Raw genomic sequence first — 24385 nt, 5'->3', positions numbered from 1 at the left:
AGAGAACATCGAAGGATGTTGTGGGCCACGCCCTCTGCGTTCAGTCGGGCGCGTGCGTCTTGAACCAGTCCATGATCAGGCCGGTGACTTCTTCCTCACGCTCGAGGTGCGGGAAGTGCCCGACATCGGGCAGGACAATCCGCTTGTGCGGCCCCTTGAACAGCGGCTCCTCCTTGACCGAGTACCTCGCTGTCGGATCGTTGCTGCCATAGATCGTCAGCGTCGGCGTGTGCATGTCATTGATCGGCAGCCGGCGCGCGAGCCCCGCATCGGTCAGACCTCCGTAATATTTAAGCGCGGCGGCCATCGTGCCGGGCGAGCTGAGCGTCTCCTTGATTGAACGGATGTGCTCGGCATTGTTGAATGTCGGCGACCACAGTTTCCAGAGATAGTCGACGAAGGGAAGTCCCTGGGTACTGACCGCGGATTCGGCGCCGGGAAGCTGGAAGAAGTAGACATGGAAGACGGCTCGAACGAGCTCCGGATCCCTTCTGATGCTCGAAATTGTAATCGGATGTGCGGTGTTCATGACCACGGCGGCCTTGATTGCCGATGGCGCCGTGGCCAGCGCCTGAAAGGTCGAGGTGCCGCCCCAATCCATGCCGACGACGCGCGCCTGTCCGTCGTCGCTCAGCGCTGCGATGAGGCCTTCAAGATCCTTGCCCAGTGCGATGGGATCGAAAATGCCGTCCGCCGGAATCTCGGTCGGCGCATAGCCACGCAGGAACGGCGCAACCGCACGATACCCTGCATCCGCGAAGACCTGCAGCTGCTTTCGATACGACCAGGCATTGTCGGGAAAGCCGTGCAGGAACATGACGAGGGGGCCGTCGCCCTGTTCGAGATAGGCGAAGCGCACGCCGTTGGCCTGCACGTATTTCAAGGCGGGTTCAATGCCTCTGGTATTCGCTTGGGCATTCGCTTGTCGTGCCGCGCTCCCAGTATTCATCGTCATTCTCCATGTCACCGTGCCCCGCGATCGAAATATGTGCGGAGCGCACATATTCGTCAAGTTGTTTTTTGTGCGCTCCGCACATATTGTCCGGCTCATGGAAAACGGAATCGCAAATTTGCTGGGGGCGCTATCGCTCGCCGTCATGGATCGGATCGAGCAGGGCGCGCGCGAGGTCATAGGCCGCGGTGGCGAGACGCCGGCCGCACTGGTCGTCATCGGCTATGGCCAGGGCATGACCAATGACAAGCTGCGGCGGATCCTTGGGCTGTCGCATTCAGGAACGGTCCGGCTGGTGGACCGTCTGGTGTCGGACCGGCTGGTCGAACGTCGGCCCGGACAGGATGGCCGCGAGGTTGCTCTGCACCTGACGGCGAAGGGTGCCGCAACCCGCAACGATTTGATGAATTCGCGGATTTCGGCGGTCGCGTCGCTTCTGGATGTGCTGTCGCCGGCGGAAACGAAACGACTCGAAACGCTGCTCCATGAGTTGTTGGCACGGCAGGATACGTCCGAGATGGATCGCTTCACGATCTGCCGCATGTGCGACGACAGCGTTTGCACGAATTGCCCCTTGCCCACGGACAAGGGCAAACGCGCTCGCTAGCGGGCGCGCGCTCGACGCTATCATCCGGCTTGGGCCCAACGCGCGTTCACGTCACGGAAAGGAACGTCCGGCTTTTCCCCACGTTGTCGGCCCACCAGCGCAAACCGGGCCTTACGATGAAGAAGATCGCCACCATCCTTGTGATGCTCTGTAGCTTGCCGGCTGCTGCTCGTGCGGAGAGCTGGAGCGGCTATCGCATTCCCGAGACCGGGACCAGCGTCGACATTCCCGCATCCATCTTCACCGAGCAAGCGGGTCGGCCCGACGGCTATGGCATGCAGTACCGGACCAGCGACGGCCGCGCGGATTTGACGGTGCAGGCCGTTCCCAACGACGGCAGCTCACCGGCCGCTTTCCTGGCGCGCAAGAATCCGCCGTCCGGCATCACCTACAAGCGCATCACGCCGCGCTTCTTCGTGGTCTCCAGCACCCGGGGCGGCAAGATCTGGTACGACCGCTGCAACTTTGGCCGCCGCTACGTGCATTGCGTGCTGATCAACTATCCGGCCGCCGAAAAGCGGCAGTGGGATGCGCTCGTGACCCGCGTCAGCCGTACGCTGAGCGGCGGTTGATCCGCTCACAAAGAAGATCTGCTCACAAAGAAAAAACTGCCCGCAGGTTGCGGGCAGCAGTCTCGTGAGGATGGTTCAGCGCACGTTGGTCGATGTCGTCGACATGGTCGGCTTAGACCCTGGCACGTGCGACATGGTCTTGGTGGTGGACCCGACCTCCTCGCCCGCCTTGACTTTCGTGCGGGTGTGGGAGCGGCTGAACGTGCCACCCTCATGCGCCTGCGCGCGCGCATTGGAATTGAGCACCGGACCGTTGCCCTTGTTCATACTGGTGCCGGACTGCGCCTTGCCGTTGGCGGACGCGGCGCTGCCGCCGGCTGCAATCGACGAGCCGGTCTGTCCGGAGCCCGACGTCGACGTGCCGCCGGTGCCGAGCGTGCTGGCCGAGGTGCCGCCGGCCGCAGCCGAGCCCCCGGTGCCCCCGGTCATGCTGGTTTGCGCCGACAACGGCGAGGCGGCGGCGAGCAGGAGTGCGACCGACGAGGTCGCGATCAACATTCTCATCTGTGAAATCCTTTTGCTATGGCGACGATGTCGAGATGGTGCAGCCGTTGACTGTGACGGTGCTGGCGCTGGTCGAACCCGGGCCGCCGGCCGTCGAGGACGAGCTCGACACGTTGCCGCCACCGGCCTGGACGTGCACCGACGATCCGCCGGCCGAGCTCGAGCTCGACAGCGAGCCGCTCGATGAGGTCGAGCCGGTTGTGCCTGAACCCGATGACCCCAGCGCGGTAATGCTGCCGTCGGGATGTTTTTCCACCGTGACCCGACAGGTCTCGCCGGACGCGGTCTTGCCGGTTTTCTGCATGGTTTCCCCCACAGCGGCGCTGCTTATCAAAGTCAAAACTGCGATCGCAACGATTGATCTGTTCATGCCAGTCCTCCTCAGGAAGGACGAAGGAGCGGCATTGCTGCCGCTCCGCCGGCCGGGATGTCAGTCCTTGTCCTTCTTCATCTCGTCCTTGTGGTGGCCTTTGCCCTTTTCCATGCCCATGTCGCTGGCATGTCCCGCGGAGGAGCCAGCCGCTCCCACAGTCGAGCCGCTCTTGCCGCCGCCCGCGGACGAGCCGCCGGTGCCGAGCGTCGATGCCGAGTTGGAGCCGGAGCCGGCCGCAGATCCGCCGGTGCCGACGCTGGACGAGCTCTTGCCGCCACCAGCCGACGAACCGCCGGTGCCGAGCGTCGAGGCCGAGCCTGAGCCGCTGCCGGAGCCCGCGGCGGAGCCGCCGGTGCCGATCGACGAACTGCTGGTGCCGCCTCCGGCCGACGAACCGCCGGTGCCGAGCGTCGAAGCCGAACCCGATCCGCTGCCCGAACCCGCCGATGAACCGCCGGTGCCGACGGTCGAGTTGCTGGTGCCGCCGCCGGCTGACGAGCCGCCCGTGCCGACCGTCGAGCTCGACTGCGCCACGGCGAGCGCCGTACCGGCCAGCAGCGCAGCTGCGGCCGCAGTCAATTTCAGAATCCTCATCGTTGTCTCCTCCAATGATCAAATTGCCAAAACAGGCTCGGGATAAAGTGGCAGGCCGCACAAACGTTCCTTGGATGGGTGCGACGAAATGGAAAATGCGCGCGCATGATCCTGGCCAGGTTCCAACTGCGAAGCGCAGCGAACTGATCGAGCGGGAACAGTGGAGTTCTGAAAAAAGGCGCTAGTCCGACGACAATCCCGTCCTGCGCCGCAAATCCGTGATCGCGCGCAGAAAGCTGTCGGCCGGCGTCGTCTCCGGATCGATCAGGCGATGCAGGCGAAAGCCGTCTTCCAATGCCAGCACGACGGAGGCCATCCAGGGCGGATTGAGCGTGTCGCCCTTCGCGTTGCCCTTCAGCGTGGCCTCGACGATGTCGGCGACCAGCTTGCGCCGCGCGCGCAGGCGCTTTGCAAGCTCCGGTCGGCGCTTCTCGGCGCGCGCGACAAACAGGATCATCTCCATATGCAGCAGCGGCGAGCGGCCGAGCGGATCCTGCCTTGTGCGGTCCATCGCCTTCAGCGCCGCGATGAAGTCGTCGAGATTGTCGTGTTGCGCGAGGATGTCCATGTTGCGCCGGATCGACTGCGCGACATGGTCCTCGAGCATGGCGATGATCAGCTCGTCCTTGCTCTTGAAGTTGGAATAGAACGCACCGCGGCTGAATCCGGCCGCTGCCGCGATCGCCTCGATGCTGGCGCCGCCGATGCCATCCTCTTCGAACACGCGCGCGGCCGCCTCGAACAGCCTGTCGCGCGTGTCGCCCCTGGTCGGCCTGGTTCTCACCCTTGACATCGGAGCAGGTTAGGGCAGAATGCAACTCGATACAACAATGTATCGAGTAGATAATTCAGGGATGGTTACGCTGCGCAACAGGGGCTGCCCGGCGTATGCGATTCATGCGGCAACCGATATGAGGTCACCATGAACGAGCACGTGCAGGGCACCGGCGGTCCGCTGTTCAATCCGCTGTCGCCGGACTTCATCCGCGATCCCTATCCGCATTACGACCGGCTCCGCGCGATCTATCCGATTCACGTGACGCCGTTCGGCCAGTTCGTCACGAGCCGCCATGCCGATGTCAGCCTCGTGATGCGCGACAAGCGCTTCGGCAAGGATTTCGTCGAGCGTTCCAAGCGCCGCTATAGCGAGAAGATCATGGAGGAGCCGGTCTTCCGCAGCATGAGCCACTGGATGCTGCAGGCCGATCCGCCCGACCACAGCCGCCTGCGCGGCCTCGTCGTGAAGGCCTTCACCGCCCGCCGCGTCGAGGACATGCGGCCACGCATCCAGGAGATCGTCGATCAGACCATCGATGCCGTGATCGATCGCGGCCACATGGATCTGATCGAGGATTTCGCCTTCCGCCTGCCTGTCACCATCATCTGCGACATGCTCGGCATCCCGGAGGACCATCGCGAGACATTCTATAACAGCTCGCGCGACGGCGGACGGCTGCTCGACCCCGTGCCGCTCTCGCCGGAGGAGATCGCCAAGGGCAACGCCGGCAACATGATGGCGCAGATGTATTTCCAGCAGCTGTTCGAGCTGCGTCGCAAAAACCCCGGCGACGATCTCATCACCCAGCTGGTGCAGGCCGAGGAAGACGGCAACAAGCTCACCAACGAGGAACTGACCGCCAACATCATCCTGTTGTTCGGCGCCGGCCATGAGACCACGGTCAATCTGATCGGCAACGGCCTGCTTGCGCTGCATCGCAATCCGGACCAGCTCGCGCTGTTGAACGCGCGGCCGGAGCTGATGGTGGGCGCGATCGAGGAATTCTTGCGCTACGATTCCTCGGTGCAGATGACCGGGCGGGTCGCGCTGGAGGATATCGACGATCTCGGCGGCGCCAAGATCCCGAAGGGCGAGACCGTGCTCTGCCTGCTGGGCTCGGCCAACCGCGACCCGGCGGTCTATCCTGACCGCCCCGACCGGCTCGACGTGACCCGCCAGAATGTGAGGCCGCTGTCGTTCGGCGGCGGCATCCATTTCTGCCTGGGGGCGCAATTGGCCCGCCTCGAGGCCGAGATCGCCATCGCCACGCTGTTGCGGCGGCTGCCCGATCTGCGCATCGACGACGTCGAAAACCCGGAATGGCGGCCGACCTTCGTGCTGCGCGGCCTGAAGCGGCTGCCCGCGAGCTGGTGACAGCTCGCCGGCGTTAACCTCCGCGCGCAACAGTCGCTGTGACTTCGCCACACTTCCCCCTATATAAGGGGCTGTTCCGGTACGTCTGAGGCCCTGCGGCTCAGGCAAGGCCCGCATCCGGTTTGGCCGAGGGGAGACCCGTGCAGACGACGCTGCTCGGATTGGCGATTGCCTTTATCTTAGCGCTGCTGGCCGCTCTGATCGGGCCTTACTTCGTCGACTGGAACCAGTTCAGGCCCCAGTTCGAAGCGGAGGCCGGCAGGATCATCGGCGTGCCGGTGCGGGTGGCGGGCGAGCTCGACGCGCGGCTTTTGCCGGCGCCGACGCTGCGGCTGCGCGGGGTCACCTTCGGCGGCAACAATGATCTCGGCCGCCTGCGCGCCGACAAGCTCGACGTCGAGTTCAGCCTGAGCTCGCTGATGCGCGGCGAATGGCGCGCCACCGAGCTTTCGGTCAACGGCATGGCGGTCGATCTCGGCCTCGACGCGCGCGGGCGGGTCGATTTGCCGTCCACCGCGAGCGGCAGCTTCAATCTGGCTTCGCTGGCGATCGAGCGGCTGAACCTCACCGGCCGCATCGCCCTGCATGATGCCGCCAGCCGGTCGACGCTGGAGCTCAACGACATCGCCTTCTCCGGCGACGTGCGCTCGCTGGCCGGCTCGGTCCGGGGCGACGGCAGTTTCACCGCCACCGGCGTCCGCTATCCGTTCCGCGTCTCCTCCGGCCCGAGCGCCGACGGCAACGCCACCCGCCTCCACCTCAACATCGATCCCGGCGAACGCGCCATCCTGGCTGATCTCGAAGGCGTGCTCGCCTTCGACAACCGCCTGCCGAAATTCGACGGCGCGCTGATACTCGCGGTGCCGGCGCCGAAGAAGCCGGGCGATGCGGGGCCGATGCCCTGGAAGCTCACGACGAAACTCAAGGCCGATCCGGCCGGCGCCAAGTTCGAGCAGGTCGATGCCAGCTTCGGGCCCGAAGATTCCGCGCTGAAGCTCGGCGGCGTCGGCGATATCAGGTTCGGGGCGTCGCCGCTGCTGCGTGCGGTGCTGTCGGCGCGCCAGGTCGACGCCGACAAGCTCACGGCCAGGAACGATACCGAGCCGCAGCGCATCCTTCCGGCGCTCCGTGCGGGGCTCGCCGCAATCCCGCAGGCGCCGATCCCGGCGCAGATCGAGTTCAACTCCGACCAGATCATGCTCGGCGGCCGGCCGCTCCAGAACATCACGGCCGAGCTTGCGACCGACGGACGGTCCTGGACCTTCCAGCGGCTCGAGCTGCGCGCGCCGGGCCAGACGCAGCTCTCGCTCAACGGCGCGACGCCCGGCGCCGACAGTTTCAGCGGCCGTCTCAGCGTCGATTCCGCCGATCCCGATACGCTGGTGGCCTGGCTCCAGGGCCGCAACGAAGTCAACCGCCGCAGCACGCGGCCGCTACGCCTTGCCGGGGACGTGACCATCGCCGCCAACCATTTCGCCATCGACAGGTTGAAGGCCGACATCGAGGGCGGCGCGGTCGAAGGCCGCATCGCTTTCGTCCAAACCGGCGCGAGCAAGGGCTCGCGGATCGACGCGGAGCTCAAGGCGGATCGCCTCGACCTCGATGCCGCCGCAAGTTTTGTGCGGGCGCTTTCGGGGCCGCAGGGCGAATGGCCGGAGGAAGCGAAGCTTTCGCTCGATATCGGCCGCGCGATCTCGGCCGGGCAGGAGCTACGGCCGTTCACTGCAAAACTCGGCTACGGCCCGGCATCGCTCTCGCTGGAGCAGTTGCGGTTCGGTCAGGCCAGCGGCGTGACCACGGAAGCGAGCGGCAGCTTCGACCGCGCCAAGGCCACTGGCAAGCTCGCGCTGAAATCCTCCGCCAATTCGCTGCGCGATCTCACCGCACTGCTCGAGCCGTTTGCACCGTCGGTGCGCGCGCGCTTCGACGCCATCCCATCGCTGCCAGGTGCGATCCGCCTCAAGCTCGATCTCAGCCTCGACAAGAACGCCGAGCATGCCGATCGCAACGACGCGCGCGCGGTAATCGAGCTCGACGCGCCGCAGCTCAAGGCCACCGCGACGCTGGCCGCGCAGACGCCGGTCGCCGCCGTCAACGGCATCGATATCGACCGCTTGCGCAACAGCGACTTCACGCTGGATTCGAAAGTCTCGACACCACAGGGAAGTGCGCTGCTGGCCTTGCTCGGGCTCGATCGCGTGGTCGCCGCAGGCGAGGGCGCTTCGCAGTTCGAAGGCCGCTTGAGCGGTGCGTGGCGTCATCAGCTGCAATTGACTGCAAAGCTCAGCGGCGGCGGGCTGGACGCGGACGCACAAGGCACCGTCGAATTGTCGGAGCCGAAAGGCAGCGTGAATTTGCGCGTGCGCAACGCCAATCTGGCCCCGCTGTTCGGCACCAGCCCTGCCGATAAATCCGTGCAGAGCGTCAATCTGTCCTCGCGCGTCGGCCTCTCCGGCAACCGCCTGACCTTCAACGATCTCGACAGCACCGTGGCCGGCTCGCATTTGCGCGGTCATCTGGCGGTGACGCTCGATCAGGAGAAGACCGTCGACGGCGAAGTCGGCCTCGATTCGCTCGACCTCGTGCCGGCGCTCGCGATGGCCATCGGCGCGGCCGGACACGATGCCAATGCGCCGTTGAGTGCCGGGCTTCTCGGCGGCTGGCGCGGCCGCGTCGCCTTCCAGGCGTTGCACGGCACGTTGCCCGGCGGCATCGAGCTGCGCCCCTTCGGCGGTACGATCCGGAGCGACGGGCAGTCGCTCGCGCTCGACGCAATGAAGGGCGGCGTCGGCGGCGGCGAGATGTCGGCGAGCCTCGATGCGCGCAATGGCGCCAACGGTCTGACGTTGAACGCGCGCATCGAGCTCGGCAATGTCGATGCGGCGGCGCTGCGCTATCGCGACCTCGCGCTGCCGAAGGGACGTGCCTCGGCGCAGATGGCGTTGACGAGCCAGGGCCGCAGCGTCGCGGCCCTCACCGGCGCGCTCGCCGGCAACGGCACGGTGACGCTCGAATCCGCTGAAATCTCCGGCCTCAATCCGCGCGCCTTCGAGATCGCCATCCGCGCCAGCGACGGCGGCCAAATTGCCGACGACAACCGGCTGCGGCAGCTGGTCGAGCCCGCGCTGTCGGCGGGTCCGATTGCAGTGGCCTCGGCGCAGATCCCGTTCACGATCCGCGACGGGCGCCTGCGCGTCGGCGCAACGTCGCTAGAGGCGAAGAACGCGCGTGCCATCGTCTCCGGCGGCTACGACATCCCCGCCGACCAGGCCGACATCCGCGCCAGCCTGACGCCGATCATGACCGGGCTCTCCGGCGCGCCGCCGGAGATCCAGCTGTTCGCGGCCGGTCCCCCCGACAGGCTCAACCGCACCGTCGATCTCGGGCCGCTGTCGTCCTGGCTCGCGGTGCGCACGATCGATCGCGAGACGCGCCGGCTGGACGCCATCGAGCGCGGCGAGCCGCCGCCGGCGACCGCCGCATTGCCGACCCTGGTGTCGCCAGATCCGATGCCGGAGCCGTCGCTGCAGGATGTGCCCATGCCCGGCCGCGATCCGCGCCGCGCGCCGCCGCCGAAGCCCAAGGCCGATATCAGGGTCGCGCCGACACCGAAGGCGCCGCAGGCCGCTCCCGCGGCCCCAAGCCCGCCGCTTGCAAGCACGCAGATCGCGCCGCTGCCTCCGCCGATCGACGTGAGGCCGGCCCCCGGTCCGCCGCCCGCAAAGCCCAAGCCCAAGCCGCCGCTGGTGCTGACGCCGTCAAATCCGTGATTGGTTTGGAGGTCGGGCTGCTGGCCTTCTTAACCTCTCCCGCTTGCGGGCAGGGCTATTGCAAATGACGTCTCAGCGCCGCCTGAGCGAGCGCCTCGTCCTTCGAGACGACCGCTTCGCGGTCTCCTCAGGATGAGGCTTAGCTGAAACGGTCTCCGTTGAAATGCTGCCGCATACTCATTCCTCATCCTGAGGGCCCGCCGTAGGCGGGCGTCTCGAAGGATGGCTGCAGCTTCACCGGTAAACTCATTGCCTCGCATTTTAACGAATTTTCCCCGGCAAAACTGATCTGCCGACTTTACCGGATTCTCGCGTTTGTTCCCTAGTCTCTGTTCCCAGAGGAACTCGGCGTCCTGCCGGCACAAGCAGGATGGCTAGCCAAGAACTGGGGTCATCGGGATGAACGGCGCGACAACACTTCTGCAGGATCTGGACGACGCGATCGCACGTGGCACCGACGAAAGCCGGACCAAGGCGTTATGGCATGCGACCGACATTCTGATCACCGGCCGCTACAGCGACGACGAGATCAGCACGTTCGGCGAGGTCATCGGCCGGCTCGCCGACGAGATTGAAGTTGCCGCGCGAGTGCAACTCTCCGAGGTGATGGCAGCCTGCGATCACGCTCCGCTCAATGTCATTGCGCAACTCGCGAGCGCCGACGAGATCGAGGTCGCCGGTCCCGTGCTGCGCGACTCCAATCGGATCGACGAGAAGCTGCTGGTCGAGAGCGCCATGACCAAGAGCCAGTCGCATCTGCTCGCGATCGCCCAGCGCAAGTCGATCGGCGAGGCCGTCACCGACGTGCTGGTCAAGCGCGGCGACCAGGAGGTCGTGACGTCGGTTGCCCGGAATGAGGGCGCGCGTTTCTCCGGCTCGGGCCTTCTGCATATGGTCCGGCGCGCCGAGGGTGACTCGATTCTTGCCGAGCAGCTTGGCCTGCGCAAGGACGTGCCGCGCCACATCTTCCAGCAGCTGATCTCGAAGGCGTCAGAAGACGTCCGCCGCCGGCTCGAGCACGAGCGCCCGGAAATGATGGCGCAGATCCAGAGCTCGGTAAGCGACGTCACCGGCGATCTGCACTCCAAGTTCGGCCCGTCCTCGCGCAGCTATTTCGTCGCCAAGCGCGTGGTGACGACGCAGTACCGGCAGGGCAACCTCAACCAGGACTCGATCTCGAACTATGCGCGCCAGCACCGCTTCGACGAGGTGCAGATCGGCCTGTCGCTGCTGTCGTCGCTGCCGGTCGACGTGATCGAGCGCGCGATGATGGACCGCAATCGCGAGATGATCCTGGTGCTGTGCAAGGCGCTCGACTTCTCCTGGGACACCACCATGTCGCTGCTGTTCCTCGGCGCCAAGGATCATCTGATCACGGCGCGCGAGCTCCACGACAACGAGCGCGATTTCGGCAAGCTCAAGATCGAGACCTCGCGCAGCGTCTTGAAGTTCTACCAGTCGCGCAAGACCGGCACCGATCCCGTCACGGGTCGTCAGCCCGAGCTGCAGGTGCACTGAGCGGTACACCGAACAGGTACACCGAGCATCATCCGGGAATTGGCAGGGAGTATTTGCAATGTTGCCTCAATTCGGCACCGCAGTTCGCAAGAAGAACCTCAACAAGGCCGCAGCCGGCGAGATCGGCGGCGGAGCAGCGGACCAGGCCTCGGTCGATGCCGCCTGGCTCGTGCTGGAAGCCGCCAACGACCTCGGCGACCACGCTGCGATTGAAGCCTGCCGCCGCGTTATCGACGCCGAGCTGAACGGCACCGTAGCCGGCAGCGCGGATGTCGATCTCGTGCTGGGCTATTTCAGGTAAGACGCCGCAGGCCTCCGCTCCATCCGCGCGATCGCGGTTGTTTCCACACCGTCATTGCGAGCGCAGGGCACCGCCGTCGCTCCTTCAATGGCACAATAACGCGCCGACAGCCCCAGACCGCGCGGGCATGGCGCGGTCACGCGCATCGCACGCAGCTGTGATCTCCGGAACCTGCCGACGCGGGTAACGACGGAAGCTCCTCTTCGTACAGCCTTCAGCGAGCGTAGTCTCGCAGAGCTGATGGATGTGAAACCGGGGAGACATGGTCGGATGAAAGAGTTCAACGTCGCTGAGGTCGGGGGCGGTTCCTATCGTCCTCTTGCCATTCTGCGCTGGGTCATGGTGATCATCTTCGTATCGTTTGGCATGCAGAAATTCACGCCGCAATCTGCGCAGGGCATCGCCCAGTTCATCAGCAACAGCCCGTTCGTCTCCTGGCTGTCGGTATTCGGCCTGAGGGGAGAGGCCTATGTCCTCGGTGTCGCTGAATTCGTGATTGCGGCGCTGCTCGCGGCAGGCAGCTTCAGCCCGGTTTCGTCCGCGCTCGGTTCATTCATGGGCGTGGTGACCTTTGCGATCACCTGGTCCTTCTTTTTCACGACGCCCGGCGTCGTCAAATGGAGCCTTTCATCCGATCCGATGGCGTGGAATCTGACCGGCGAATTTCTGTTCAAGGACATCGTCCTGCTGTGCGTGTGCGCGGTGTTGTTTCTGGCCTCCCTGCCGCGATCGGTTGTCCGGCTGCGCACGGAGTGATCGTCAGGCCGTCTCTCATCGACGAATCCGGTAGAGAACGCCGTTCTCGCCGTGACGGAACGTGCGTCGCTCGAGGAGATAGTTGGCTTTCTCCAGAACGCGGCGCGATGCACCATTGTCGGCATAGACCAGGCCGATGAGGGAGGGCAGCTCGTGGTGTAGCAGTCCGATATCGGTCAGCGCGGTCGCGGTCTCGCTTGCAAGGCCGCGGCCCCAGCATTCGCGCTTGAACGCGTAGGCAATCTCGATCTCGTCGATATCGTCCACCAGGATGTGCCGGATGCCCGCCCGCCCGGCGAATGCCCCGTCTTTCGTTCGCAGCACCCACAGCCCGAAGCCATGCTGGTCCCAATGCGCGATATTCGCATCGAGATAGGTCTTGGTCCTCTCCGCCGAACGGACGCCGCCGAGATAGCGCGACACGTCCGCATCGAGATGCAATGCGACGAGGTGCGCGAGGTGATCCTCACGAAGTCTCTCGGCGGTTAGCCTAGCCGTGCTGAAACGTTCCATTGGGAACAGATAGCCCCTTCCAAGGCGGAGCGTCGAGTAACATTGACGCGGAAGAACTTGGCTGGCAGTGCTTCTTACCATTGCAAGGACGCGCTTTCGTGGGGGTGACAGTCGTCCGGCGAAGTTCCGACGCGGAGTGGCAATGGATTTCGAGCGCGACATAGCCAAGGTCAGCGGGATCGCTGCGGTCTCGACCATCCTGGACGTGGTCAGCCGGACCACGGGCATGGGGTTTACCGCCGTTGCCCGCGTCACCGAGGACAGGTGGATCACATGTGCCTCGCGTGACGAACTTGAGTTCGGGCTGAAGCCCGGTGACGAGCTCAAGGTCGAGACCACGATCTGCCATGAGATCCGGCAGAGCCGCGAGGCGGTTGTCATCGAGAATGTCAGTGAAGACGCCGCGTACTGCACGCATCACACGCCTGCGCAATATGGCCTCCAAAGCTACATCTCCGTGCCGATCATTCTCCCCGACGGTTCATTCTTCGGAACTCTTTGCGCGATCGATCCGAAGCCGCGCAAGCTTCGGACCCCCGAGATCATCGGCATGTTCAAGCTGTTTGCTGAGCTGATCGCGTCTCACCTCGATGCGGCCGAGCGCGTCGAACTGATCGAGAACAGGCTCGCGCTGGAACAACGCAATGCTGAACTGCGCGAGCAGTTCATCGCCGTGCTCGGTCACGACCTCAGAAACCCTCTCGCCTCGATCCAGGGCGGGCTGCGACTTCTGAACAAGAAGGTCGATGACGAGGGCAAGAACTGGATCAACCTGCTGCAGGGAAGCGTGGCCCGGATGGCGGGCCTGATCGACAATGTCATGGACTTCGCCCGCGCGCGGCTCGGCGCCGGCATGCAGCTCAAGCTGAAAGAACAGCCACTCGAGCCTGTCATCAAGCAGATCGTCGCGGAGTTCGAGAACGTGCATCCGGATCGCGTCATCGAAACGGTCGTCAACGTTCCGGTGAGTGTGAGAATCGACGCCGACCGCATAGGCCAGATGCTGTCCAATCTTCTAGGCAACGCGATTTCCTATGGTGCCGCCAGCGAGCCGATCAGGGTGCTGGCGCAGGCGACCGGCGCTGGCTTCGACATCAGCGTTGTCAACAAAGGTGCGCCAATTCCGGCTGATGCGATCCCGCGCCTTTTCACTGCGTTCGATCGTGGCGACGTTCTGCCGAACCAGAAAGGGCTTGGGCTCGGATTGTACATCGCCCAGGAGATCGCGCGCGCCCATGGTGGATTGATCGTCGCGTCGTCGATACGGGATGAAACGGTGTTCACCGCGTCGTTCCCGGCGGGACCGGGCGGTGGCTGACAGAACGCCGCGCCAATTCTCTGACAATACCATCATGCGCCTGTTTTGCCCGACGGCGCAACCGGCCTTGTGTGCCGGCGTTGCTTCTGGCCAGCTACGGTCAGCTGATTTTAGCACACGCGTAAGCCATTGATTTCACGACCCCCGTCTACTGTGCATGGGGTTGTTTTCGCGCTTTTAGTTTCGAGAGGGGCTATCCCGCCCCGAACGCGACCGCGACATTGTAGGTCAGAAGGCTCGCGGCATAGGCCAGCACCAGCATGTAGAAGAAGGTGACGGCCATCCAGGTCCAGCTTCCGGTCTCACGCCGGATCACGGCCAGCGTGGATGCGCATTGCGGGGCGAAGATGTACCAGGCCAGCATCGACAGCGCGGTCGCGAGCGACCATTTCGTCGCCAGCACCTGGCCGATCTGCTCGGCCGCTTCCTTGCCGCCTTCGATCGCATAGACGGTGCCGAGTGCTGCGACCGCGACCTCGCGCGCCGCCATGCCCGGGATCAGCGCGACCGCGATCTGCCAATTGAAGCCGACCGGCGCCAGCAGCGGTTCGAGCGCCTTGCCGATGATCGCAGCCAGGCTGAAGTCGATCGCCGGTTCGGTTGCGCCCGCGGGCGGCTGCGGGAACGAGGCAAGGAACCAGATCAGCACCATCATCGAGAAGATCGTGGTGCCGGCGCGGTGCAGGAACATCTTGGCACGCGTATAGACGCCGATCGCGATCGATTTCAGCCGCGGCATCTTGTAGTCCGGCAGCTCCAGCATGAACGGCGCCGGCGCATAGTCGCGCAGCATGAAGAATTTGATGAGGAACGAGACGGCAAGCGCGCTGATGATGCCGGCCGCGTAGAGGCCGAACATCACGAGGCCCTGGAGGTTGATGAAGCCCCAGACTTCCTTTGCCGGAATGAAGGCGGAGATGATCAGCGTGTAGACGGGAATGCGTGCCGAGCAGGTCATCAGCGGCGCGATCAGGATCGTGGTCAGCCGGTCGCGCTTGTTGTCGATCACGCGCGTCGCCATGATGCCGGGGATGGCGCAGGCAAAGCTTGACAGCAGCGGAATGAAGGCGCGGCCGTGCAGGCCGGCGCCGCCCATGATGCGGTCCATCAGGAACGCGGCACGCGCCATGTAGCCGAAATCTTCCAGCAGCAGGATGAAGAGGAAGATGATGATGATCTGCGGCAGGAACACGATGACGCTGCCGACGCCTGAGATCACGCCGTTCTGAAGGAAGCTCTGCAGCAAGCCGGCGGGCAGGGTGGCGTGCACGAACTCGCCGAGGGAGTCGAAGCCCGAGTTGAGCAGCTCCATCAGCGGCTGCGCCCAGGCGAACACCGCCTGGAACATCACGAACAGGATCGCCGCGAGCACGATCAGCCCGCCGACGGGATGCAGCACGATCGCGTCGATCCGCGCGGTCCAGGTGTCGGGCCGGCTGGGAAGGCTGACGCAATCGGCGATGATGCGGTCGGCTTCGCGCTGGGTGGCGCGCAGATCGGCCACGCTGAGCGCCCGCCAATTGTTCTCTCCCGGCTCGGCGGCGAGCTTTGCCGAAATCTCGTCGGTCAGCGACAGCAGGTCGGCCGTGCCCCCCTTGCGCACCGCGATCGAGGTGACCACGGGCACGCCGAGCTCCTTGGCGAGCCGCTCGACGTCGACAGTGATGCCGCGGCGGGTCGCGATGTCGAACATGTTGAGCACGAGGATCATCGGCCGGCCGGTGCGCTTGAGCTCGAGCAGCAGGCGGATGGTCAGGCGCAGATTGGTGGAATCCGCCACGCACAGCACGAGGTCGGGCAGGGTCTCGCCGGTGGCCTTGCCGAGCACGAAGTCGCGGGTGATCTCCTCGTCCGGGCTGCGGCCGCGCAGCGAATAGGTGCCGGGCAGGTCGACCACGGAGACCTGGCGGCCCAACGGGGTGACGAAGAATCCTTCCTTGCGCTCGACGGTGACGCCGGGATAGTTCGCGACCTTCTGCCGGCTGCCGGTCAGCGCATTGAACAGCGAGGTCTTGCCGCTGTTTGGCGTGCCGACCAGGGCGAGATGAAGTAAGGGCAATTCCATGAAGTTGGGGTCCGGTCGCTTCAGGCGACGATGATGGCCATGGCTTCGCGACGGCGGACCGCGATGGTGATGCTGTCGACCCGCACTGCAATCGGGTCGCGTCCGACCAGACCCTCGTGCAGGACCTCGACCCGGGCGCCCTCGACGAAGCCGAGCTCGATCAGCCGGCTCTCGAGCTCGATGTCCGAGAGCGCCGAGCCTGCGTCCTTGGGGGAAAGGTGCTGGATGACGCCGGTATAGCCGCGCTGGGCCAGGCCCAGCGGCATCTGCGGTCGCGTATCATGGATGTCGGTCATGCCCTGTATTTTCAACGCAGGGCATCGAGGTCAAGCGCGCTCGGTCGCTGAAACTGCACCTTAGAGTGATTTTAAAGTACCAGCTTCGTGACGGAGGCGATCGGCGCCAGGATCGGGCGCCAAGCTCGGCACCAAGACGGCTACTGGGCCGGGACCTTTTCCGCCTGGATGGCGGCCATGGCGCGGCTCTTGAAGTAGTCGAGCACGAACAGGCGGATCGCCGAGGACAGATTGCCCTGCTGGCGGTTGCCGTCGATCTCGCCGACCAGCTCGGACAGCGTCATGTTGCGCAGGCCCGAGATCTCCTTCATGCCGTTCCAGAACGCCTCTTCCAGGCTGACGCTGGTCTTGTGACCGGCGACGACGATCGACCGTTTCACGACGGGCGACTTCATGGCTGCTCCTCGGGATCGATCTGGTGCTGGTCCAGGTGCGCCTTCGCCTGGTCCGCGCGCGTCTCCTCCGCCGACCGCTCCGCCTTCGTGCGGCCGAACTTCGTTCGGTTGGCGTCCGCCTGCTTCGCCGTGGCTTGCCGCTCGGCGCGCTTCCGGAAACGATTCAGGTTGATGACGTTCCCCATGTCGCGTCTCCATCATCCGATCCTCCGTGGGCAGGATGAAACATTCAGAAACTGTGCGCCGCACTGCGCCCAATGAGATTTGATCGCCATTCGCTTGTCCTCGTCAATCGACCCTTGGGCCATCAAACGATGAATTCCGCCCCGCGGGGGCGGAGGGGCTGCGTAACACGCAAATCCCGCCGCGACATTGACGGTAATCAAATCCCGTCCTTTAAGCCCTACATTTAATGGAGCTTGGGGCTCCGTATCATTACGGATGGCTATCGGAATTCGGAATTTATCCCGGGCTGGTCATCTTCTCGGGGCGCACCAGGCGGTCGAACTCCTCCGCCGAGACGAAGCCGAGCCGCAGCGCCTCTTCTTTCAGAGTGGTGCCGTTGGCATGCGCCGTTTTGGCCACCTTGGCCGCGTTGTCGTAGCCGATCTTGGGGGCGAGCGCCGTCACCAGCATCAGCGAACGCTGCATCAGCTCCTTGATGCGCTTCTCGTCGGCGCGGATGCCGCTGACGCAATGCTCGGTGAAGGAGCGCGCTGCGTCCGCCATCAGCCGGATCGAGTGCAGCATGTTGTAGGCCAGCACGGGCTTGTAGACGTTGAGCTCGAAATGGCCCTGGCTGCCGGCGACCGTAATCGCAGTGTGATTGCCGAACACCTGGCAGCACACCATCGTCATCGCCTCGCACTGCGTCGGATTGACCTTGCCCGGCATGATCGAGGAGCCCGGCTCGTTCTCCGGCAGCATCAGTTCGCCGAGGCCCGACCGCGGACCCGATCCGAGCAGGCGGATGTCGTTGGCGATCTTGAACAGGCCTGTCGCGACCGAATTGATGGCGCCGTGCACGGACACGTAGGCGTCGTTCGAGGCCAGTGCCTCGAATTTGTTGGCAGCACTGGTGAAGGGCAGCTTCGTGATGCTGGCCGCGTGCTTTGCGAACAGTTTTGCAAAGCGCGGCTTCGAATTCAGCCCGGTGCCGACGGCGGTGCCACCCTGCGCCAGCGGATAGAGCTCCTTCACCGCGACCTTGAGCCGGGCGATGCCGCTTTCGACCTGCGCGGCATAGCCGGAAAATTCCTGGCCGAGCGTCAGCGGCGTCGCGTCCTGGGTGTGGGTGCGGCCGATCTTGACGATCTTTGCGAACTCCTTCTCCTTCTTGCACAGCGCGCGCAGCAATTCGCCGAGCGCAGGGACGAGATCGGCGGTGATGCGGCTTGCCGCCGCGATGTGCATCGCGGTCGGGAACGAGTCATTCGACGACTGGCTCATGTTGACGTGATCGTTGGGATGCACCGGCTTCTTGGCGCCGAGCTCGCCGCCCAGGAGCTCATTGGCGCGGTTGGCGATGACCTCGTTGAGATTCATGTTGCTCTGCGTGCCCGAGCCGGTCTGCCACACCACCAGCGGGAAATGATCGTCCAGCTTGCCCTCGATTACCTCGCGGGCGGCGCGGATGATGGCGTTGGCGCGGCGCTGGTCGAGCAGGCCGAGCTCCTGGTTGGTCTGCGCCGCGGCGAGCTTGACGATGCCGAGCGCGTGCACGAGCGAGATCGGTATGCGATCGATGCCGATGCGAAAATTCTGCCGCGAGCGTTCGGTCTGCGCGCCCCAATAGCGATCGGCGAGGACCTCGATCGGGCCGAAGCTGTCGGTCTCGGTGCGGGTCGCCGGGCGCGAGGAGCGGTCTGTCTTCGCGCGGGCAGCCGTCGAGCGGGAAGTCTTCGAGAGGGAAGTTTTGGCCATGAGCACATCCATTCCGCCGCGCGAAATGCCACGCGGCCTCTTCATGTGCCTCTATATAGGGAGTTTGGCCGCCTGCGACCGGCTCCAGCCTGATCTAGATCATTTCTTGCGGAAACGATCCAATCGCACGACTTCGGCGCCGCCCTGGTTCGGGGCCGCCGGCTCCTCAGTGCCTTCCGCCGGTTCAGTGGCAGGGGGCACCGCGACCGCGGACGGGGCGGGAGCGGCCGGCAATGTCTCGGCCGAAACGTCGGCGACATCGGAGGTGTCGAACTGGAGGCCGAATTTCACGGACGGATCGAGGAAGCTCTTGATGGCGCTGAACGGCACGATCAGCCGCTCCGGAATGCCCCCGAAGGACAGGCCGACCTCGAAGCGGTCCTCGAGCACGGTCAGATCCCAGAACTGGTGCTGCAGGATGATCGTCATCTCTTCCGGATATTGGGCCAGCAGCCGCGACGACAATTTAACGCCCTCGGCCTTCGACACGAAGGTGATGAAGAAATGATGCTCGCCGGGCAGTCCCTGGGACGCGGCGTCGGTCAGCACCTTGCGCAACACGCCGCGCAGCGCGTCGCGGGCCAGCACATCGTATCGGATATGATCGGTCGCCATGGTGGTCCTGTTGCATGCCAGGAGCTGGGCCCTGCCGGCCCGACTCGCCAAGCCGCAATAGTACCGCGCCTGACGGGTCAACAGGAGTCCCCGCGGGGTAGGAAATAAGAGGTAAGTGGAGGCTTCTGTTGCCAGGTGCCTCCGAACCCCGCCTAACGGAGCTTAACCCGTTAGGACTTCAGAATGGTTTTTCAAACTGCGTTACGCAGCCTGAGCAACCGGAGCAAAGTTGTCGTTGGCAACTATTGCATAGCCCGATAACGGCGGAACAATACCGAGAAAAAGAACGCCCTTTACGCCCTCGTCGATCCTATTTCGCCCCCGCCAAAGCCCGCCTTCAGGGCTAGCCCACTGGTGGGCTTTGGTGGAGGCGCCGGGTACCGCCCCCGGGTCCGAATGGTTTATTGCGACGACCGTTTATTTCCATAGCCGGCGAACCGGCACTCCCAATATAGGGGGCAAAGGTTTCAAATAACAGGTGTTTCGAGCGACCATTCCGAGGTTCCCTTTGGATAGGTTCCCGGCAGGCTTGGCCGCGCGCCGGCCGGCGTTCTAAGCTCCTGACATGTCCGAGGATTCCGCACCGGCCGCCCAACAACCAGTTCAAGAGCCGGACCGTCCCGCCACCAGCGCCGTTCCGCCGGGCTTGCTCGCGCTGTTCCTGGCCTTCGCCCGGATGTCGCTGGCGGGCTTCGGCGGGGTTTTGGTGTTCGCCCGGCAGGCCATCGTCGAGCAGCACCGCTGGATGACGGCGGACGAGTTCAACGAGACGTTTGCGCTCTGCCATTTCCTGCCCGGGCCCAACATCGTCAATCTGTCAATGGTGTTCGGCGCGCGGCTGCGCGGGATCGCCGGCGGCATTGCCGCCTTTGCGGGGCTGTTGCTGCCGCCCACGCTGATCATGACGGTGCTCGCGATCGTCTACGCCAGGTTCGGCGATGTGGAGGTGCTGCGCCGCATCCTCGCGGGCATCTCATGTGCGGCCGTCGGCCTCTTGATCGCGGTGGTCTTTCGGATGATGACGCCGCTGCTCAAGCGGCTGGACGCCTTGGCGCTCATCCTGATGATGGGCGTCTTCCTCGCCATCGGCGTCCTTCGCCTGCCGCTCCAGGCCGTGCTCTTGGTCGCGATCCCCGTCAGTATCGGCGCCACTTCTCTGACGCGGCGCAAGGTAGCAGCATGAACGCGGAGAACCCGATCTGGGCGCTGATCTCGACCTTCGGTCTGATGTCGCTGTTCGCAGTCGGCGGCGCCGCGGCGGCGGTGCCCGAGATGCACCGCATCGCGGTCGATGTGCATCACTGGATGACCGACAAGCAGTTCGCCGACGCCTATGCGATCGCGCAGCTCTCACCAGGTCCGAACGTACTTATCGTCACGTTAATCGGCTATGCCGTCGCCGGCATCCCCGGCGCCCTGGCAGCGACCTTGGCCATGTGCCTGCCCACCGCGCTGCTTGCCTATTATGTCAGCCGGCTCCTCAACCGGCCGAGCCAATCGCGCTGGCCCGGGCTGATCCAGGCTGCACTGGTTCCGCTCTCGATCGGCTTGATGGCGGCGAGCGCCCTGATCCTCGCCGAGTCGACCGATCGCACGCTTGCTGCGCTGCTCCTGACCGCGACGGTTGCAGTGGTCGCATCCGTCTCGCGCATCAATCCACTATGGATTTTGCTGGTCGGGGGCTTGTTGGGTTTTGCTGGCATTGTGTAATGAAAATGGCTAGGCAGGGATCCGGGCGGGGGCATCGATTTCCAGCCGATTAGAACAACATTGCTCGTGGCTTACGGGTCGCGGAGGAGACATGCATGGCCGATACGATGGGCCACTCGGCGACAGCCAACCGAAACACCTCGGTGGTGATCAGCTTTTGTCTGCTGGCCATAGCGCCGCAGATTTTCGAATTCATCTGGTCGTTCGGGACGATCTTTGGCTGGGGCGCGGGACGCGGCCCGGCCGCCGTGGTGATCAGCCACGCTACGGCGCTGCTCGCGGGCGCGCCCGGCGCGTTGCTGGGGGCGGCCGGCGGTGACACGAAGAAGGCGTCATCCGATGTGCTGCTGGCGCTGATCTATTCCTATCCGATCTTTGCGGTGGCGATTCTCACATTCTTCATGACGATCAGGTCGGCCCAGGACTATGTCGGCGGGATCGTGCTGATGGCGCTCGCCTTGTTCGCGCTGTGGGCCTCCAGCGATTTGCAGGGGATGCGCGGCTTCTCCTTCGGCGCCGGCACGGCGCCGCGGATGTTTGGCGGGCTGCTGGTCGCACTTGGCGCCGGCATTGCGTTGACGGGACTGCTGACCGACGGGCCGGGCATGGCGCACTATGCCTGGCGTGGGCCGCTCTTCGTGATGGTCTCGATCGTGTTCTTCGCACTGGCGATTCGTCCGCTTGGGGTGGTGGTTACGGCGTTCGCAAGCTTCATGATCGCGGCGATGGGCACGCATGAGACGCGCTGGGTCGAAGCGCTCATCGTCGGCGCCTGCCTGACGCTCGGCTGCGCGGTGCTCTTCCCCTACGTGCTCGGCCTGCCGATGCCGATGTTCCCGCGCTTCCTGGTTCAGTGAGGGTGTGATGTTCGATCTCTTCCACAATCTGGGCCTCGGTTTCGGTGTGGTGTTTCAGATCTCCTGGTGGTCACCCTGGTGGCTCTACGGTTTGTCGCTCCCGATCTCGATCAATATTCTCATGTGCCTGATTGGTGCATTGGTCGGCACGCTGGTCGGTGTGCTGCCCGGTATCGGCACCGTCGCAACCGTGGCGATGCTCCTGCCGATCACGTTCGGATTGCCGCCGGTCGGCGCGCTGATCATGCTCGCCGGCATTTATTATGGCGCCCAGTACGGCGGCTCGACCACCTCAATCCTGGTCAACATTCCCGGTGAGGCGACGTCGGTCGTCACCGCCATCGATGGTCACCAGATGGCGAAGCAGGGCCGTGCCGGCCCGGCGCTGGCCATCGCGGCGATCGGCTCGTTCTTTGCCGGCTGCGTCGCGACCGTGCTCATCGCCGTGCTCGGCGCGCCGCTGACCAAGCTCGCGCTGGCGTTCGGTCCGGCCGAATATTTCTCGCTGATGGTGCTCGGCCTGATCTTCGCGGTGGTGCTGGCCAAGGGCTCGGTGCTGAAGGCGATCGCGATGATCGTGTTCGGCCTGATGCTGTCGATGGTCGGCTCCGACATCGAGACCGGCGCCTCGCGCATGGCGTTCAACATTCCGGAGCTTGCCGACGGTCTCGGCTTTGCGACGGTGGCGATGGGCGTGTTTGGCTTCGCCGAGATCATCCGCAATCTCGATGCCGGCGCCGAGATGAACCGCGACCTGGTGCAGCAGAAGATCACCGGCCTGATGCCCACCAGGAAAGATCTGGTCGACTCGGCGCCTGCGATCCTGCGCGGCACCGTGCTCGGCTCGATCCTCGGCATCCTGCCGGGCGGTGGCGCCGTCATCGCGTCCTTTGCGTCCTACACGCTCGAGAAGAAGATCGCCAAGAACCCGTCGCGGTTCGGCCGCGGTGCGATCGAGGGCGTTGCGGCGCCGGAAAGCGCCAACAATGCCGCGGCGCAGACCTCCTTCATCCCGCTCCTGACACTCGGCATTCCGCCCAACGCCGTGATGGCGCTGATGGTGGGTGCGATGACCATCCACGGCATCGTGCCGGGTCCGCAAGTGATGCAGAAGCAGCCGGAGCTGGTCTGGGGCATGATCGCCTCGATGTGGATCGGCAATCTGATGCTGATCATCATCAACCTGCCGCTGGTCGGAATCTGGGTGCGGCTGTTGCGCGTCCCCTACCGGCTGATGTTCCCCTCGATCGTGATCTTCTGCGCGATCGGCATCTACTCGGTGAACAACGCGCCGGTCGACGTCATCCTGGCAGGCGTGTTCGGTCTGGTCGGCTACTGGCTGATCAAGCACGATTTCGAGCCGGCGCCGCTGCTCCTCGGCATGGTGCTCGGACCGCTGATGGAAGAGAACCTGCGCCGCGCGCTGCTGATCTCGCGCGGCGACTGGAGCGTGTTCCTGACGCGTCCGCTCTCGGCCGTGCTGCTCGCGATCGCGGCCTTCCTCCTGGTGCTGACGGTGCTGCCCGCGTTGCGTGCCAAGCGCGACGAGGTGTTCACCGAATCCGAAAACTAGGGTCGCGGCGCCTGCGTCGGCGCGCCGTGGCTCGAACCCAAGTTGGCAAGTTGGCCAGCAGGATCAATCTGATAGACGAGGGGCGGGACGCTGAGTTCCGCCCCTTGTCGTTTGCACCGGGAACGCTCACTTTTCCGGGTATAATGCGTATGGATGGCGAATCGCCGCTGTCGCAGCGCGGGGGCGGCCGCTAAATTCGCCGCCTCCCCAAAGGCTCACGCACATGCACCAGTATCAGGACCTGCTCGAGCGGATTCTTTCAGACGGCGCCGAAAAGACCGACCGGACCGGCACCGGCACGCTGTCGGTGTTCGGCCATCAGATGCGCTTCAACCTGTCTGCCGGTTTTCCGATGCTGACCACCAAGCGCCTGCCGCTGAAGGCGATCGTGCATGAGCTGTTGTGGTTCCTGAAAGGCGATACCAACATCAAATATCTGCGCGACAACGGCGTCACCATCTGGGACGAGTGGGCCGACGCCAACGGCGATCTCGGCCCCGTCTACGGTCATCAGTGGCGCTCCTGGCCAGCGCCGGACGGACGCAGCATCGATCAGATCGCGAACGTGATCGACATGATCAAGCGCAATCCGGACTCGCGCCGCCTGATCGTCTCGGCCTGGAATCCGGCCGAGGTCGACAAGATGGCGCTGCCGCCGTGCCACTGCCTGTTCCAGTTCTACGTCGCAAACGGCAAGCTGTCGTGCCAGCTCTATCAGCGCTCGGCTGACGTGTTCCTCGGCGTACCCTTCAACATCGCCTCCTACGCGCTGCTCACCATGATGGTGGCGCAGGTCACGGGCTTGAAGCCCGGCGACTTCGTGCATTCGTTCGGTGACACCCATCTCTATTCCAACCATCTGGAGCAGGCGAAGCTCCAGCTCACGCGCGCGCCGCGCGCGCTGCCGGTGATGCGGATCAATCCCGACGTGAAGGACATCTTCTCCTTCAGTTACGAGGACTTTGAGCTCGTCGGCTACGATCCGCATCCGCACATCAAGGCGGCAGTCGCGGTCTGACGC

At 64.5% G+C, this 24385-nt stretch carries 25 protein-coding genes and 1 other RNA gene; 13 read left to right on the top strand and 13 right to left on the bottom strand.

The features are described from left to right. Positions 1–40: 40 nt before the first annotated feature. Positions 41–874 carry an alpha/beta fold hydrolase gene (locus BRA1417_RS0133690; RefSeq protein WP_245286375.1) on the bottom strand — a complete coding sequence of 278 codons (834 nt, stop codon included), beginning with the start codon at positions 872–874 and terminating at the stop codon, positions 41–43. Between the two features lie 19 nt (positions 875–893). Between BRA1417_RS0133690 and BRA1417_RS0133685 the strand changes: the two genes are divergently transcribed. Both BRA1417_RS0133685 and BRA1417_RS0133680 read left to right on the top strand, forming a co-directional pair. Further along, positions 894–1559 carry a MarR family winged helix-turn-helix transcriptional regulator gene (locus tag BRA1417_RS0133685; protein WP_245286309.1) on the top strand — a complete coding sequence of 222 codons (666 nt, stop codon included), beginning with the start codon at positions 894–896 and terminating at the stop codon, positions 1557–1559. Positions 1560–1675: 116 nt separating this feature from the next. Beyond that, entirely contained in the window at positions 1676–2131 is a 456-nt protein-coding gene (locus tag BRA1417_RS0133680) for a hypothetical protein (protein WP_027519558.1), read from the top strand. Positions 2132–2206: 75 nt separating this feature from the next. Here BRA1417_RS0133680 and BRA1417_RS0133675 read toward each other — a convergent pair whose 3' ends face one another. From BRA1417_RS0133675 to BRA1417_RS0133665, 4 genes are all read right to left on the bottom strand, one after another. Continuing rightward, entirely contained in the window at positions 2207–2629 is a 423-nt protein-coding gene (locus BRA1417_RS0133675) for a hypothetical protein (RefSeq protein WP_018454312.1), read from the bottom strand. A 22-nt stretch (positions 2630–2651) separates the two neighbouring features. Then, positions 2652–3005: a hypothetical protein gene (locus tag BRA1417_RS43270; RefSeq protein ID WP_084462369.1), complete on the bottom strand. Its 354-nt coding sequence runs from the start codon at positions 3003–3005 to the stop codon at positions 2652–2654. Between the two features lie 60 nt (positions 3006–3065). After that, on the bottom strand, positions 3066–3602 hold the full coding sequence (locus BRA1417_RS43265) for a hypothetical protein (protein WP_084462367.1): 537 nt from the start codon (positions 3600–3602) through the stop codon (positions 3066–3068). Between the two features lie 181 nt (positions 3603–3783). Continuing rightward, on the bottom strand, positions 3784–4395 hold the full coding sequence (locus BRA1417_RS0133665; protein WP_027519557.1) for a TetR/AcrR family transcriptional regulator: 612 nt from the start codon (positions 4393–4395) through the stop codon (positions 3784–3786). A gap of 129 nt (positions 4396–4524) precedes the next feature. Here BRA1417_RS0133665 and BRA1417_RS0133660 point away from each other — a divergent pair, with 129 nt between their 5' ends. The 5 genes from BRA1417_RS0133660 to BRA1417_RS0133640 all read left to right on the top strand — a co-directional run bounded on the left by BRA1417_RS0133660 (position 4525) and on the right by BRA1417_RS0133640 (position 12099). Continuing rightward, a complete protein-coding gene (locus tag BRA1417_RS0133660; protein ID WP_027519556.1) occupies positions 4525–5754 on the top strand; it encodes a cytochrome P450 in 1230 nt (409 codons plus the stop codon). Positions 5755–5894: 140 nt separating this feature from the next. Continuing rightward, complete coding sequence (locus BRA1417_RS0133655) at positions 5895–9524, top strand: AsmA-like C-terminal region-containing protein (protein WP_027519555.1); 3630 nt, start codon at positions 5895–5897, stop codon at positions 9522–9524. 399 nt (positions 9525–9923) lie between these two features. After that, on the top strand, positions 9924–11042 hold the full coding sequence (locus tag BRA1417_RS0133650) for a DUF2336 domain-containing protein (RefSeq protein ID WP_027519554.1): 1119 nt from the start codon (positions 9924–9926) through the stop codon (positions 11040–11042). Between the two features lie 58 nt (positions 11043–11100). Continuing rightward, positions 11101–11343 carry a hypothetical protein gene (locus BRA1417_RS0133645; RefSeq protein ID WP_027519553.1) on the top strand — a complete coding sequence of 81 codons (243 nt, stop codon included), beginning with the start codon at positions 11101–11103 and terminating at the stop codon, positions 11341–11343. 270 nt (positions 11344–11613) lie between these two features. After that, entirely contained in the window at positions 11614–12099 is a 486-nt protein-coding gene (locus tag BRA1417_RS0133640; RefSeq protein WP_027519552.1) for a YkgB family protein, read from the top strand. Between the two features lie 15 nt (positions 12100–12114). Here BRA1417_RS0133640 and BRA1417_RS0133635 read toward each other — a convergent pair whose 3' ends face one another. Further along, on the bottom strand, positions 12115–12612 hold the full coding sequence (locus BRA1417_RS0133635) for a GNAT family N-acetyltransferase (protein WP_027519551.1): 498 nt from the start codon (positions 12610–12612) through the stop codon (positions 12115–12117). A gap of 142 nt (positions 12613–12754) precedes the next feature. On the opposite strand from BRA1417_RS0133635, the gene BRA1417_RS0133630 reads away from it, so the two are divergent. After that, entirely contained in the window at positions 12755–13930 is a 1176-nt protein-coding gene (locus BRA1417_RS0133630) for a GAF domain-containing sensor histidine kinase (RefSeq protein ID WP_027519550.1), read from the top strand. Between the two features lie 193 nt (positions 13931–14123). Here the strand turns inward: BRA1417_RS0133630 and BRA1417_RS0133625 are convergent, their stop codons facing one another. The 7 genes from BRA1417_RS0133625 to ssrA all read right to left on the bottom strand — a co-directional run bounded on the left by BRA1417_RS0133625 (position 14124) and on the right by ssrA (position 19705). Further along, positions 14124–15995 (bottom strand): ferrous iron transporter B, encoded by a 1872-nt coding sequence (locus BRA1417_RS0133625; RefSeq protein ID WP_027519549.1) that lies wholly within the window; start codon positions 15993–15995, stop codon positions 14124–14126. 20 nt (positions 15996–16015) lie between these two features. Beyond that, a complete protein-coding gene (locus tag BRA1417_RS0133620; protein WP_007600961.1) occupies positions 16016–16291 on the bottom strand; it encodes a FeoA family protein in 276 nt (91 codons plus the stop codon). Between the two features lie 140 nt (positions 16292–16431). Continuing rightward, complete coding sequence (locus tag BRA1417_RS0133615) at positions 16432–16686, bottom strand: ribbon-helix-helix domain-containing protein (RefSeq protein WP_007600962.1); 255 nt, start codon at positions 16684–16686, stop codon at positions 16432–16434. After that, positions 16683–16871 (bottom strand): DUF4169 family protein, encoded by a 189-nt coding sequence (locus BRA1417_RS0133610; RefSeq protein WP_027519548.1) that lies wholly within the window; start codon positions 16869–16871, stop codon positions 16683–16685. The genes BRA1417_RS0133615 and BRA1417_RS0133610 overlap by 4 nt, the downstream gene beginning before the upstream one ends. Positions 16872–17148: 277 nt before the next feature. Continuing rightward, entirely contained in the window at positions 17149–18621 is a 1473-nt protein-coding gene (gene fumC / locus BRA1417_RS0133605; RefSeq protein ID WP_027519547.1) for a class II fumarate hydratase, read from the bottom strand. A gap of 87 nt (positions 18622–18708) precedes the next feature. Beyond that, positions 18709–19224, bottom strand: a complete 516-nt coding sequence (locus tag BRA1417_RS0133600) for an SspB family protein (RefSeq protein ID WP_027519546.1) — start codon at positions 19222–19224, stop codon at positions 18709–18711. 114 nt (positions 19225–19338) lie between these two features. Continuing rightward, positions 19339–19705, bottom strand: a transfer-messenger RNA (tmRNA) gene (gene ssrA, locus BRA1417_RS42070). A gap of 84 nt (positions 19706–19789) precedes the next feature. Between ssrA and BRA1417_RS0133595 the strand changes: the two genes are divergently transcribed. The 5 genes from BRA1417_RS0133595 to BRA1417_RS0133575 all read left to right on the top strand — a co-directional run bounded on the left by BRA1417_RS0133595 (position 19790) and on the right by BRA1417_RS0133575 (position 24382). After that, on the top strand, positions 19790–20407 hold the full coding sequence (locus BRA1417_RS0133595) for a chromate transporter (protein WP_027519545.1): 618 nt from the start codon (positions 19790–19792) through the stop codon (positions 20405–20407). Next, positions 20404–20934, top strand: coding sequence for a chromate transporter (locus tag BRA1417_RS0133590; protein WP_027519544.1), 531 nt, complete (start codon positions 20404–20406; stop codon positions 20932–20934). Before BRA1417_RS0133595 ends, BRA1417_RS0133590 begins: the two co-directional genes overlap by 4 nt. Positions 20935–21029: 95 nt before the next feature. Then, complete coding sequence (locus tag BRA1417_RS0133585) at positions 21030–21791, top strand: tripartite tricarboxylate transporter TctB family protein (RefSeq protein ID WP_027519543.1); 762 nt, start codon at positions 21030–21032, stop codon at positions 21789–21791. A 7-nt stretch (positions 21792–21798) separates the two neighbouring features. Next, on the top strand, positions 21799–23364 hold the full coding sequence (locus BRA1417_RS0133580; protein WP_027519542.1) for a tripartite tricarboxylate transporter permease: 1566 nt from the start codon (positions 21799–21801) through the stop codon (positions 23362–23364). A gap of 223 nt (positions 23365–23587) precedes the next feature. Continuing rightward, complete coding sequence (locus BRA1417_RS0133575; protein WP_027519541.1) at positions 23588–24382, top strand: thymidylate synthase; 795 nt, start codon at positions 23588–23590, stop codon at positions 24380–24382. The last annotated feature ends 3 nt before the right edge of the window (positions 24383–24385 follow it).

It is taken from the genome of Bradyrhizobium sp. WSM1417, assembly GCF_000515415.1.
Classification (GTDB): domain Bacteria; phylum Pseudomonadota; class Alphaproteobacteria; order Rhizobiales; family Xanthobacteraceae; genus Bradyrhizobium.
The sequence above is the reverse complement of the archived record's forward strand: the minus strand, read 5'-3'. Positions and strand labels throughout refer to the sequence as shown.